We start from the raw sequence: 14,023 nt of genomic DNA on the forward strand, positions 1-14,023 counted from the left end.
GGCTTCAAGTCCGGTGGTTTTGATATGCGGGCAAACCAGTCAATTAACCCCGATGCTGACGAGCCGTATCAGGAAGAAACCGTTGATACCTATGAGCTTGGGATGAAAAGCGAGTGGCTCGAGCAGCGCTTACGTCTGAATGCTGCGGTATTCATGTCTTCTTATGATGATATGCAGGTAACAGTACAGCGTTCGGTTGAGACATCACCCGGCGTCATCACCGTTGCTTCTCAGGTGTTAAATGCCGCCAGTGCCGATATTAACGGTGTCGAGTTGGAGGCGCAGTTCGCTGTCAGCCGCAGCTTCGATATCAGCATGATTGTTGGTTATGTTGATGCCAGTTTTAACAAGGTGGAGTTTTTCGACCCTAACCAGCAGCAGGTTGTTGATGTATCTGATGTTTGGGCTTTCGCCAATACGCCTGAACTGACTGCAACCCTGGCCGGTAAGTACAGCATTGCAACCGATGTGGGCGAATTTGTCATTACCGCCAATATGGCGCACCGCAGTGAAACCCAGATTTTTGAGACGCCATCTTTGCTCGATTATGGTGGTTACACGTTGTTTAATGCCGGCGTAAACTGGTATTCAAATGACGGCCACTGGGATATTTCACTGCAGGGTAAAAACCTGGGAGATAAGCAGGCACGTATTGCCGGTTATAACTTCGGTGTTGCAGCTCTTGATACATCGGTGTTGGGTTTCTACATAGACCCGCGCACAGTTAGTCTGAGTGTCGGTTACCGCTTCTGATTAACAAAACACTTGCCGGGGCGAAAGCCCCGGTTCATTATGGGCCAAAAGGCTCAGATCCGGATTTATGATTGCTTTAATTGCTGATGACCACCCGTTGTTCCGGGTTGCTTTATCCCAGGCGTGCGCCAACATTCTTGGTGCCGATGCCCTGCTGTTACAAGCGCAGAATATGCAGCAACTCTGGCCGCTGTTACGGGCCCACCCTGATACCAACTTTATTTTTCTCGATCTTAAAATGCCCGGCTCAGACGGCTTTACCGGCTTAACGGCGCTGCGCACTGAATATCCAGACGTGCCGGTTATCATGGTGTCGGCAGAAGAAGACCCGGTCATAATTAAACAGGCGCTGACCTTAGGCGCCGCTGCTTATATTCCCAAATCAGCCCCGCTGGAGCTGTTATCGGAAGCCATCACTGCGGTGTTAAATGGCGACAGTTGGCTACCGGCCGAGCTGGAGCAGGATGTACGTAATGCCAAGCCGCTGATTGATGAAGATTTCGCTCACCGGCTGGAACAACTTACCCCCCAACAGTTCCGCGTGTTAAAAATGATTGCCGACGGCCTGCTGAATAAGCAAATTGCTTATGAAATGAACGTGCAGGAAACCACCATTAAACAGCATGTGTCGGCTATACTGCGCAAGTTAAATGTAAATAACCGAACTTTAGCCGGTATTATGTTTGAGAAATTACGTCTGCCAGAGCAGGTTTAACGCAGTAAACGCTGAAAAAGTTTTTTTAGTGCCGCCGGTTTGAGTGGTTTTAGCAAAAAGTAATAGCCGGCATTTAATGCATGCTCACGTATTGCCTCGTTATGATCTGCCGAATGAATGACGACCGGTACATTGACACCGAAATGCGCGGCCAGCTGCTCTGCCACTTCAACGCCGGTGGCGTTATTATCCAGATGATAATCAAACAGCAGGGCGTCAGGTTTAAAGCCTTGCTGCAGCGCCTGCAGTGCTTCCGACGGCTGACCGACAGCAATAACCTCTATTTGCCAGCTACGTAGCAGCTCGGCCACAGCGCTGCGTAATTGCGGTTCATTATCCAGCAGTAAAATGGCCTTGCCAGTGAAGCTGGCCAGCGTATCGGGTTTTGCGGCTACTGAGGTGGTTAACTCTACCGGGGCGGCTAATGGCAGTGTGACACTAAAGCAGCTGCCTTTGCCGGGCACAGACCACAGTGTAAGCGGATGACCTAAGATGGTAGTAATGCGACTGGCTATCGCCAGGCCAAGCCCGAGGCCACGTTGATCCTGTTGCTCACCTTGCTGGAATTCTTCAAAAATACGCTGCTGATCCTGCGCGGCTATACCAATGCCAGTATCCATTACGCATATTTGTAGATTAGCGCCGCGACGCTTTACTCCCAGCACGACTTTGCCAGTCGCTGTGTAGCGGATAGCATTAGCCAGCAGATTCTGGATCACGCGCTTTAACAGTTTGCGGTCGGTCGTGACAGCCAGTTTTGACGGCACATAACGCAGAGTCAGGCCTTTTTCCTCCGCCAGCACGGCGGCGTCACGGGCAATATCATCGAGTAATGCACATAGGCTGACACTTTGTGGCTGCGCGCTGATAACGCCGGAATCCAATTTGGTCAGCTCCAGAATTGCACCCAGTAACTCTTCGGCTGAGTTTAATGAGCTAATCAGGTTCTGGCTTAGCTGTTTAAGCTCCGGTGTGGTTTGCTTATCGCGCAGCAAACTGGCAAACAGTGCTGAGGCGTTAAACGGCTGCATTAAATCATGGCTGGCCGCCGCAAAGAAACGGGTTTTCGCCTGGGTGCTGGCTTCGATTTTTTGCTGCGCCTGCTGCAGCTGCTCGTTCAGCTGCTGCAAAGCCTGTGTGCGTTCAGCGACGCGTAGCTCCAGTTGTTGCTGCGTATTGATAAAAGCACTGACATCGCTGTAGGTGGTGACAAAGCCGCCACCGGGTAGCGGGTTGCCCTGCATTTCCAGTACGCTGCCATCTTGTTGACGGCGCTGAAACTTATAGGCACTGCCTTGTTTAAGATAGCTTAAGCGCTTTTGAATTTCCGCTTCGATATCTTCGCTGTCGATCAGGCCGCGCTGCAGGTTATAGCGGATCACATCAGCTACCGGCTTACCGACTTCAACCAGCCCGGCCGGATAGCTGAACATATCAATGTAACGTTGGTTCCAGGCGATAAGCCGCAGGTCGGCATCTACTACGCTGATACCCTGGCTGATATTGTCGATGGTTGAGCGCAACAATGCCTGATTAAACTGAAATACCTGGCTGGCTTCGTCAACAAAACGGGCAACAGATTCCAGTGGCAGGGCGGCATGGCGGCCACTGGCATCCATGATAAGCCGCATTGAAGCACCACCCACCACGGCAGCTAAACTACGCTCGGCAGCCTGCAGCAAATTCGCCGGAGCTTGTTGCTGCAATTCGTGTGGCTCTTTTAAATTACGTTGCAGCAGGCGCCGCGCTTCTTTTTCGCCGGCAAAGCGTTTTACCAACAGGTAGCAATCCTGCACCGATAAGTTAAGCGGCCTGTTGGCAGGGCTACTGAGCTGGGTGCGTAAAAAGCGCCCGCTTTCCAGCCATTCACCCACCCGGGTCACGCTGAACCGGCTGACCAGCAGTACCAGCAGGCAGTTCAGGCTCAGGCTAACCAGTGTGCCGATGCTTATTACATCAGCGTTAAAGCCAAACAGTTGCTGAGGGGAAAGCTGTGAAATACCAAAAGGCCCCTGTACCAGCCAGCTGCTGCCAATTAAGCCGGCACGGCTCAGTTCTGGTAACAGAATGATGTATGCCCAGGCTGCAGCGCCACCGCATAAACCGGCAATAGCCCCCTGGCGGTTAATATTGCGGCTGAGTAACCCCAAAATAAGCGCCGGGGCCAGCTGGGCTACCAGCGCAAATGCCATAAGGCCAAGCTGTGCCAGCCCGGTTGCTGTGCCAATCCAGCGGTAGTAGACATAGCCCAGCGCCATCACGGTCAACATGGCGATACGGCGCAAGGTAGCGACTTTAATATGCCGGGTCTGACCGGATTGCCGGGCTGCCGTCCGATACAACAGCGGCGCCAGCAGTTCGTTGGTTATCATAATACCCAGCACCACGGTAGCGACGACAACCATACTTGTCGCTGCGGAAAAGCCGCCGAGGTACGCCAGTAACGCCATGTCAGTGCGCTGGGCGGCCAGCGGCAACTGCAGGATCACCAGATCGATATTGGCATCAGCGCCCAGTAGCATTACGCCAGCCAGTGCCAGCGGTAACGTAAACATGCCCATTAGCAACAGATAAAGCGGAAAAATCCAGCGTGCGCTGCGTAAGTGGCCGAGGTGCTGGTTTTCCACGAAGGTGACATGAAACTGGCGCGGCAGACATAAGGTGGCGGCAAAGCCCAGCAACACATGCAGCCAGTAGGTATGCGCCGGCAATGCTTGCTGCTGCAGCTGCTGCACTGCCTGACTGTGGGATGCAAGCTGGAAAATCTGGCCTACGCCATCATACATACCCCAGAATACAAAAGCGGCAATCGCCAGCAATGCCAGTAATTTCACCAGCGACTCAAAGGCAATTGCCGTCATCAGCCCGGGGTTTGGCTGATGCGCTTTGGCACTACGGCTGACAAACAACAACGCGAATACCGCCATCCATAGACTGACATAGAGGCCGGTATCCGTGTACCAGCTGTCATCCGGTGTGCTGCTGACCAGCGTATTGATACTGGTTGATACCGCCTGCAGTTGCAGCGCGATATAGGGGATCACCGACATTAGCAAAATCAGCGTCGTTATCACGGCCAGTACACGGGAGTGGCCAAACCGGGTAGCGACAAAGTCGGCAACCGAGGTAATACGATAGCGCCGGCAGGCCAGTGCAATGCGGGCGACCAGTTTAAAACCGAACCAGAACAATAAAAACGAGCCGATATAGGTTGGCGGCATCCACCAGCCATTTACTGCAGCTTGTGCGGTAACACCATAGAATGCCCAGGACGTACAATAGATAGACAAGGCAAAGCTAAACACCCAGGGGGCCAGCGGGTGCTTGCTGTTTATGCGCCGGCCGAATACGCCGACACTGAACAGAATAAGCAGGTAGATAAGCGAAAGCGCAGCAATGGTACCAAGACCAATGCTGCTGCCGTTTAATATCATAAGCTCAGGCGTTGCCATATTTATTATTATCGCTTGATTGTGCCTGAGTTTTTAACCAGCGGCTAGCGTGCCGTCCAGCCACCGTCCAACACTAAGGTCTGGGCAGTGATATGGCGCGCGGCGCTACTGCATAAGAACGTAGCTGTGCCGGCTATTTCATCAACCCCAATAAAGGCTTTTTGCGGCATAGGTGCCAGCATTATCTGCTCGACGACCTGCTGCTCTGTCAGGTTATGCTCTTTGGCCTGATCCGCTATTTGCCGCTCAACCAGTGGCGTTTTGACATAAGCCGGGCAGATAGTGTTGATAGTGATATCTTTGTCAGCATTCTCAAGTGCGACCACTTTACTAAAGCCCAACAGACCGTGTTTAGCAGCCACATATGCCGATTTAAAAGGAGAGGCGACCAGCGCATGAATAGAACCAATATTAATGATGCGACCAAAATTACGCTGGCGCATTGCCGGTAACATAGCGCGACTCAACATCGCGGGTCCGGTCAGCATGACATTGATAAGCATTGCCCACTTTTCCGGCGGAAAATCTTCCAGTCTTGCAATATGCTGGATACCGGCATTGTTCACCAGAATATCAACCTGAAACCTGTTCGCGCAGCTAGTGATAGATGCCGCGTCGGTAACATCCAGTACTATACCTTCGGCCTGATAGCCTTGTTGCCTTAGCTGTGCCACTTTGCTGTCAATGGCGTCCTGCTGCAAATCAGCAATGACAACACTATGGCCTTCTGCTGCAAATTGGCTGGCGATGGCAAAGCCAATACCGCCAGTACCGCCAGTAATGAGAACCTGCATGTTGTTGCCTCCGTATAAACTGTCTGTCGTTATGCTAGAGGCTGTAGTGAAAAGCAGCAACGGTACTTTAGTGCTATAGCGAAGAGTTTAGTTTATATCGTTCGCTGGTATGTAATGTGATGTTAGATGGCTGAATGTGTAGCTAAGGTTTGGTAACCCAATATGTGTATGGTACAGTTTGTCTGATTATAAAAAATAACTTTGCCTGGCTGGCATATTTATCACGTATAAACATGTATTTTTTGCTTTTTAAGCATGTAATTAGGTTTTAATGTGCATAACTGAATGTTATGAAGGTTTGAGGTTCGGCCAAGCGACATAAACATCTACTCTGAGGACTTAAAATGTCTGCTCCTGACAACGTATCAACTACGGGCTCGGCTAAAGGCGGCTGGTTTAACCGCTTTCTTGCCACCGTAGAGTGGCTGGGTAATTTGCTGCCGCACCCGATAACACTTTTTGCATGTTTTTCGCTATTTATTATTATCTTAAGCGGTATTTTAGGTTTTTTCGGTGTAAGTGTCGAAGACCCCCGCCCGCTGGGCGCCGCCGGGCGCTCAGCAGATGGCATTATTTCCGTGGTGTCGCTGGTCAGTGCCGAAGGTTTACAGCGTATTGTCACTGGCCTGGTAACTAACTTTACCGGTTTTGCTCCACTGGGGACGGTATTAGTCGCGCTGTTGGGGGTGGCCGTTGCAGAGCATTCCGGATTGTTATCCGCAGCAATGCGGGCACTGGTATTAAAAGCGCCGGCAAAACTGGTTACGTTAACCGTGGTGTTTGCCGGGGTGGTGTCTAATACCGCGTCTGAGCTGGGCTATGTGGTGTTAGTGCCAATGGCGGCAATGATCTTCCATTCACTGGGCCGCCACCCACTGGCGGGGCTGGCCGCTGCCTTTGCCGGCGTTTCCGGTGGTTACAGCGCGAACCTGTTTTTAGGCACTATAGATCCGCTGCTATCAGGTATCACCACAGAAGCGGCGCATATTATTGACCCTGGCTATACCGTCGGACCGGAAGCGAACTACTTTTTCATGTTCATCAGTACCTTTATGATTGCTATTTTGGGCGCGGTGATTACCGAAAAAATTGTTGAACCACGGTTAGGGAAGTTTAAGCCGGAAGACGCAGCGCAGGATATACCGCAACAAGACATGCAATCACTTACCGCTGCCGAAAAAGCAGGTCTGCGCAATGCCGGTATCGCTTTACTGTTGGTGTTGGCAGTGCTCGCATTAACCATCATGCCGCCGCTGGGTGGGGTGCTGTTACATCCTAAGACCGGCGAGCTGTCTGGTTCGCCGTTTCTGAAAGGTATTGTTGCTTTTATCTTTATCACCTTTGCGATACCTGGCTTTGTTTACGGTAAGACTGTTGGTGTGATGAAAAATGACAAAGACGTTATCAATGCGATGTCAAAAGGTATGAGCACTCTTGGCATGTATATTGTGTTGGTATTCTTCGCATCGCAGTTTGTCGCCTTCTTTAACTGGACTAACCTGGGCACGGTGTTAGCGGTGAAAGGTGCGGCGCTGTTAACCGCACTGGGGTTAGATGGGCCTGAAGTGTTTGCACTGTTCATTTTGATGTGCGCGCTGGTCAACCTTTCTTTGGGCAGTTCATCAGCGCAGTGGGCAATTACTGCACCGATATTTGTACCCATGTTGATGCTGATCGGATTTGCGCCGGAGGTAATACAAGCGGCTTACCGGATTGGTGATTCAGTGACCAATTTAATCACGCCGATGATGAGCTATTTTGGCCTCATTCTGGCGGTGGCCAGCCGTTATCAGAAAAACCTGGGTATAGGCACGCTGGTGGCAACGATGCTGCCTTACTCGATGTTCTTTCTACTGGGCTGGACAGTGCTGTTTTATATCTGGGTATTCTTGTTTGGTTTACCGGTAGGGCCGGGCGCGCCAACCTATTATCAGCCTGCAGGGTAATACTGTTACCGGAAATAAAAAAACCGCACTTTCGTGCGGTTTTTTATTAACTATTGCTGGCAGTAGATTCACGTACCAGTAATTCCGGAATAAAGACCGGTTGTTTGTCAGTAAGGTTCTTACTGGCATTCGGTTTGGTATGACGGAACAACAGCTCTGCCGCTTGCTGCGCTATGGTCACGTTTGGCTGATGTGCAGTGGTTAGCGGCGGCCAGGTCTGGCGCGAGAATGGACTGTTCTCAAAGCCGGCAATGGCCAGTTGCTGCGGTATAGCAATGTTCATCAGCCGCGCACTGAACAGGGCACCTGCCGCAATCTCGTCATTACAGGCAAAAATAGCTGTCGGCTTTTTGCTCAGTTCCATCAGTTTAGTCGCGCCTTTTACACCTGATTCAAATGAATAGCTGCCGGGCACAATAAATTTGGGGTTCGCAGCGATACCACGTTTTGCCAAAGCGGCCTGATAACCCGCCAGACGTTCGCCACTGGAGCTGTGTTCTTCTTCACCACACAGGAAAGCAATATCAGTATGGCCGAGTTCGAGCAGGTGATTGGTAATTTTAAATGCTGCTGTAAAGTCGTCGATCAGCACGCAGTTACTCAGTTTAGGTGACGGCGTTGAACCAGAGATGATACGGACAAAATGTACGCCGATTTTTTCCAGTGCTGCGGCGATGTGCGGCATTTCCGAAAATGGCGGTGTCAGCACCAGACCTGCCAGACGTGAATGCTGCACCAGATCGATGACCTCCTGCACAATGTCCGGTGATTTGGCATTAGTCGGGTGGATCAGTAATTCATAGCCGTGCTTACGGCAGGCATCAAGCAAGCCGCGCTGCATATCAATAACGTAGTAGGCATTAGGGTTGTCGTAAATATAGCCAATGCTGAAAGAGCGGCTGCTGGCAAGGTTACGGGCGGCGGCATTCGGCTGATACTGCAGCTCATTAATCGCTGCCTGCACCTTATCTACCGTATCTTTTCGAACGGAAGGTTCGTTATTCATGACTCTGGATACCGTTTTTATCGATACCCCGGCGTGACGGGCAACGTCATTAATCGTGACTTTCATACTGTAAATTTTGCCCCCGTGAGATGGACCTAGCGCTGCATAAATCTGTTTGTCTGCTGCACCTTAGTATAAAAATGACAGCGCTGGTCAACAATTAGATCGTTTTAAACTAATGGATACCTTTTTTTTGCTGCAACGGCAAATACTAATTTAAAAAAGATTGGTTTATTTATACAACTAAAAGACCCACTCTCGTTGTTTATTTTATTAAGTTTTTGAATTTAATTGTTTTTATTTTATTTTTCGTGATGTGGCAAATAGTTATCAACTTGTATGCTTTACCATCTGTAGTCAGAGTCCTGTTCAGAGTTGCTTACAAAATTCGTCTAAAATTTCATCGAATCTGGTTTGCAAACGGAAATTTTTTTGTGTATGTTGAAGTTTAATGACAGCGTTGTCATTGAGTGTCCGGGAAGTTCGACAATAAAATCAGAGAACAGGAATGGGAGAAGCATATGCAGCACAATAAAATAAATAAATGTGCCTTAGCAGTAAAATTGGGTTTGTTAGTTGGCAGTGCGGTGTTAACCATGCCAGCTCTGGCCCAGGAAGAAGTGGCAAAAGAAGAACAAGTTGAAGTAATTGAAATTCGTGGCATTCGCGCGTCTCAGGAAGCTAACTTAAATGCCAAACGATTCTCAAATGCGGTTGTTGATGTGGTAACTGCGGAAGATATTGGCAAGTTCCCGGATAAAAACGTCGCAGAATCACTGTCTCGTATTACCGGCGTTGGTGTGAGCCGTGAGTTTGGTGAAGGTGAGAAAATTACTGTTCGTGGTGCCAGCTCTTCTACCAACAGAACTTTACTGAATGGTCAAACCGTAGCAACGGCCGATTGGTTTATCCTGGATAACCCTGGCCGTAGCTTTAACTATACAATGCTGCCATCTGCCTTAGTGTCAGATCTGGAAGTATACAAGTCGCCATTGGCGAGTATTGACGAAGGCTCTATTGGCGGTACTGTTATTCTCAGGACCCGTAAGCCTTTGTCAATGGACGCAAACTCAATAAACATTTCTCTTGAGGGCCAGTATTCTGAATCATCAGAAAAATGGGACCCACAAGTTTCAGGTATGTATTCCTGGAAAAACGATGCTGAAAGCTTCGGTGTTCTGGTGTCAGCTATCAAGCAAGACCGTAAAGTGGTGCGTGAGGGTATTGAAGTGCTTGGTTGGCCGACAAACCCTGCGCTTGATGAAAAAGTACCGAGCCACATAGGGGTACCGCGTTTTGAGCAGGATCGTGAACGTGAAACCTTATTCTTATCCTTGCAAGCAAGACCAAACGATAATCTGGACATGGTTCTGAATGTTTTAGATTCCAAAGTCGATGCCAACAACCAGAACCAGAACTGGCTGATTTTTGTTAATAACAATGCTGCTTCATTAACCAATACAGTGATCGAGAATGGCAGCGTTGTCGCTGGTGAGGTGGTATCAGGCGGTACGGCTGCTTATAACTTTATAAACCGGGTATCGTCGACTGAAACCCGCTCAATAGACTTTGACTTAAATTACAGTGCAGAGTCATTTGAATTACATACTCAAGTTGGCCATACCAAAGCCAAAGGTGGTACTTATCGTGAAACATCCTGGGAATATGGTACTCCGGCAGATATAACGGGTTACACCTTTGACTTACGTGGTGGTACGCCATCTGCTTCTACGACCGTGGATGCATCTGATCCAACGCAGTTCCGGCCAGGCTGGATTTGGGGTGGTGAAAAGCCGACGACAGACGAAGAAACCTATGCGCAGTTTGATTTTAATATCCCTGTACAAAAAGGTGCTTTTACAGCAGTTAAAACCGGCGCTAAGTACCGCATGGCTGAGCGGACTCAGGACCGCGTGGCGTATAGCTGGCATGGCCCGCAAACTATGACGGGTAACGAAAATGTGGCGGGTAGCTACTTGGACCACATTTTTGCTACTTGTTATGACTGGGCGCAGTGCGGGCTGTTTAACGGTACTGTAAATATTGATGCTGTTGTCAACGGCAATATGACGCAGCAACTGGCGCACAACCGGGCCGCGATGGAGCAAATTGCGTTTGTTGGTCTGGATGGTGTTCCTGCTGATTTTGCAAAGTCTTTAAATCTTCCGGAAATCTGGAGTGTTGAAGAAGATATTCTGGCGCTTTATGTGCAGGGTGATTTTGAAGGCGAAGGCTTCAGAGGTAACATCGGTGTTCGTTACGTCGATACCCAGCAGACCTCTGGTGGATATGAGTTCTCTGGCGACTCGTGGGGTTTACTAACGTACGATCGTGAATGGTTGACACCTGAATACCTGGCTTGGGTTGAAACTGACAATGATTATGCTGAAGTGCTGCCAAGCCTGAATATTGCATTTGATCTGAGCGATGAGCAGATCCTGAGGTTCGGTGCTGCCCGCGTTATGGCCCGGCAAGACTGGAACAACATTTCCTCGTCAATTACCTATGGCTCTCTGGATGTTGCGCAGCCGACAGGCAGTGCCAGTAATCCACATCTGATGCCACAAATTGCTGACCAGTTTGATTTGTCGTGGGAGTGGTACTTTGATGCTTCTTCTTTGCTGGCAGTGACGTATTTCCACAAAGATGTGAAGAGCTATCGTAGCTTCTCGACTTTTGTAGACCAGCGTTATTGGGAAGAAGGCGAAGAGTGGGTTGACGTGACCTTTACCCGGCCAGAAAATGGTCCTGGCGGGAAAACCGACGGTTTTGAAGTGAGTTATCAGCAGGCATTTGGTGATTTCGGTGTCAGTGCGAACTACACCTATACCAATGCTGAACGCGATGAGGCCCGTGATTTGACTAAGCCTGGCTCAGGTCTGGTTGAAGGAACGTCTCGTCACATGGCCAACGCCAGTGTGTACTATGAGACGGACAAAATCAGCGCACGGTTGATGTATAACTATCGTACTGAATGGTATAAAGGCCTGCACTACAATGGCGATGAGCTGTGGAATGATAGTTATGGCCAGCTCGACGCCAGCATCGGTTATAACCTGACAGAAAATATTACTTTGTCATTTGAAGCAGTGAATTTAACCAACGAAGAAGTGGTTGAGTTCAACACCGATAAAGCGCGCCTGTTCTCTATCTATGAGAATGGCAGACGATTTGTGGCTGGTGTGAGGATGAACTTCTAATAGTTGTAGATTGATCTGTACTATAAAGGCTGGTATTGCATAGCACTACCAGCCTTTATATTTTGTGTTTATCGGAGGGAGAATGGCCGCGGTTGCAGAGTATTTCGACGTAGATAAAAAACTGTTCTGGCAGCAAATCATACCATCATGTCAGCCGGCGATATTACGCCAGGCAGTAAAGCACTGGCCAAGTGTCGAGGCCGCCTGTGAGTCTGATGTAACACTGCAGCAGTACTTCGCCGGGTTAGATAACCGTAAGGAAGTTAACACCATACTGGCTCACCCGGACACAAAGGGGCGCCTGACATATAATGACACGTTAACTGGTTTGAATTTTGAGCGGCAGAAAGCCCCGGTGACGGCAGTGTTGAATGAACTGCGTCGTATCGCCGGGAACAAAGATGCATTACATATCGCAGTGCAAAGTGCCCGCACAGACGTCTGCTTACCCGAGTTTAGCAATCAGAATGTGATGCCTTTGCTGGACACTGATGTTGTACCTAGAATTTGGGCTGGAAATAAGATTGTGGTTCCCGCGCATTTTGACGATGCTGACAATCTGGCATGTGTAGTTGCCGGGAAAAGGCGGTTCACGTTGTTTCCGCCTGATCAGGTTGCCAATCTATATATCGGGCCGCTGGATTTTACGCCCGCCGGTGCGCCGGTTAGTCTGGTGGATATAACCGCCCCTGATATGGCTAAGTTTCCGAGATTCCAACATGCATTAGAGCACGCACAGATTGCTGAGCTGGAGCCAGGAGACGTGTTATTCATTCCGGCGCTATGGTGGCATCATGTCGAGTCTTTATCTGCGGTTAATGTACTGATTAATTACTGGTGGGGCGGTTCGCTGGCAGATAATGTCAATAAAGTTTCGCCGTTTGATAGCTTGTTACATACCTTGTTGACAATTAAGCAGCTACCGGAGCATCAACGCAAACACTGGCAAGCACTGTTTGGACACTTTGTGTTTCATGATGCGTCAGACCCGTGCTCTCATTTACCTAAAGGCTGCGGTAGTGTGCAGGGGGAACTGACTGAGCCACGTAAGGAAAAAATCGTCGATTGGTTGCAAAGTCAGATAAAGCATTTGTAACGACTAGTAAGCGGGCTGACGACGTTCTCCTGCCAGTTTCGTTCCCCAGTGTCGAAGTCGCTCAAAACCCAGCAAACACAGAGCCACTGCCAGCACTGACACAACTATGCCGGTAACGCCCAGCTGTGTGCTTTCTGAGTGTATTGTCCAGACAAACTGCAGTACGCATAAAAATGCAACCACCACGAGGGTCGGCTTGCGGCCAATCAGCGCGACAATATAGGCGCCCAGTGGTGCGCCAAGTGCTACCACCGGCGCGGCAGCCAGCCAGTTCTCAAATACCCCCGGCTGCATACCGGTTGTAAGATTTTTTACCACCACGCCCAATACGGAGGTAAAAGCCATAATAATGACAGAGGTTGGTATCGCGATTTTAAGGTCGGTGCGGCAAAGCAATACCAGAGCTGTGTAAAGCACCATATCAATGCCAACGCCGGTAACCGATGCGACAGTAGCGCCGGAAAATAACCCAATCCAGCAGCCTACTTTAAAGTCCCATTTCTCGTTAAACTCAGTCATGCCGCTGTGACCGGCAATTTCATTGATGCGGTACAGATGTAAAATGCCAAAACTGGCCCATACCACCGCAAAGGTGAGTTTAATCCAGAGGCCGGGAATGTAGGGGGCGATAAACCAAATCCCCAGCGGCGTGCCAACCAGGCTACCCAATATTGCGCCGTTCAGCATGGCCCACGCCACCGGTTGGCGCCTGGCCAATATGAAAATACTGGCACTTGTCATACCTATGGCTTGTACCGCAAAACTGAAATCCCGCCCCAGCGTGGCTGGCTGTTCAAACAGCAATACCAGGACCGGAAAACCAACGGTGCCCCCACCCATTGGCGTGGAACCCGCCGCATAGCTGCCAATTGCCATTGCTGCGGCTATTGGCCAGTGTGCTTTAGCCTCAGGCCACAAACCTAAGCCCAGCACTAGATAAAGCCAGACTGAATAAAAGCCTGCCAGCCATAACACCCAAAGCCAAAGAAAAGTTCGCCGTTGTTGCTGCACTGCTTTTTATCCTTATTATTGTGTAAGACAGCGTTGTCACACATTATTAA

General features: G+C 49.7%; 9 protein-coding genes. 5 read left to right on the forward strand and 4 right to left on the reverse strand.

The features are described from left to right. Positions 1 to 753, forward strand: a 753-nt coding sequence (locus VIN66_RS16280; protein ID WP_331924957.1) for a TonB-dependent receptor, incomplete at its 5' end; no start/stop codon positions are given. A 67-nt stretch (positions 754 to 820) separates the two neighbouring features. Further along, positions 821 to 1,468, forward strand: coding sequence for a response regulator transcription factor (locus tag VIN66_RS16285; protein WP_331924958.1), 648 nt, complete (start codon positions 821 to 823; stop codon positions 1,466 to 1,468). Here VIN66_RS16285 and VIN66_RS16290 read toward each other — a convergent pair. Both VIN66_RS16290 and VIN66_RS16295 read right to left on the reverse strand, forming a co-directional pair. Then, positions 1,465 to 4,902 carry a PAS domain-containing hybrid sensor histidine kinase/response regulator gene (locus tag VIN66_RS16290; RefSeq protein WP_331924959.1) on the reverse strand — a complete coding sequence of 1,146 codons (3,438 nt, stop codon included), beginning with the start codon at positions 4,900 to 4,902 and terminating at the stop codon, positions 1,465 to 1,467. The genes VIN66_RS16285 and VIN66_RS16290 overlap by 4 nt on opposite strands. Positions 4,903 to 4,964: 62 nt before the next feature. Next, positions 4,965 to 5,714, reverse strand: a complete 750-nt coding sequence (locus tag VIN66_RS16295; protein WP_331924960.1) for a 3-hydroxybutyrate dehydrogenase — start codon at positions 5,712 to 5,714, stop codon at positions 4,965 to 4,967. Positions 5,715 to 6,058: 344 nt separating this feature from the next. On the opposite strand from VIN66_RS16295, the gene VIN66_RS16300 reads away from it, so the two are divergent. Next, entirely contained in the window at positions 6,059 to 7,660 is a 1,602-nt protein-coding gene (locus tag VIN66_RS16300; RefSeq protein WP_331924961.1) for an AbgT family transporter, read from the forward strand. 46 nt (positions 7,661 to 7,706) lie between these two features. On the opposite strand, the gene VIN66_RS16305 is transcribed toward VIN66_RS16300, so the two are convergent. Beyond that, entirely contained in the window at positions 7,707 to 8,732 is a 1,026-nt protein-coding gene (locus VIN66_RS16305; RefSeq protein ID WP_331924962.1) for a LacI family DNA-binding transcriptional regulator, read from the reverse strand. Positions 8,733 to 9,262: 530 nt separating this feature from the next. On the opposite strand from VIN66_RS16305, the gene VIN66_RS16310 reads away from it, so the two are divergent. Both VIN66_RS16310 and VIN66_RS16315 read left to right on the forward strand, forming a co-directional pair. Continuing rightward, on the forward strand, positions 9,263 to 11,866 hold the full coding sequence (locus VIN66_RS16310; protein WP_331924963.1) for a TonB-dependent receptor: 2,604 nt from the start codon (positions 9,263 to 9,265) through the stop codon (positions 11,864 to 11,866). Positions 11,867 to 11,948: 82 nt separating this feature from the next. Further along, positions 11,949 to 12,962 (forward strand): cupin-like domain-containing protein, encoded by a 1,014-nt coding sequence (locus VIN66_RS16315; protein ID WP_331924964.1) that lies wholly within the window; start codon positions 11,949 to 11,951, stop codon positions 12,960 to 12,962. 3 nt (positions 12,963 to 12,965) lie between these two features. Here VIN66_RS16315 and VIN66_RS16320 read toward each other — a convergent pair whose 3' ends face one another. Beyond that, positions 12,966 to 13,973, reverse strand: coding sequence for a sulfite exporter TauE/SafE family protein (locus tag VIN66_RS16320; protein WP_331924965.1), 1,008 nt, complete (start codon positions 13,971 to 13,973; stop codon positions 12,966 to 12,968). Between the last annotated feature and the right edge of the window lie 50 nt (positions 13,974 to 14,023).

This window comes from Rheinheimera sp. (assembly GCF_036568245.1).
Taxonomy (GTDB): domain Bacteria; phylum Pseudomonadota; class Gammaproteobacteria; order Enterobacterales; family Alteromonadaceae; genus Alishewanella.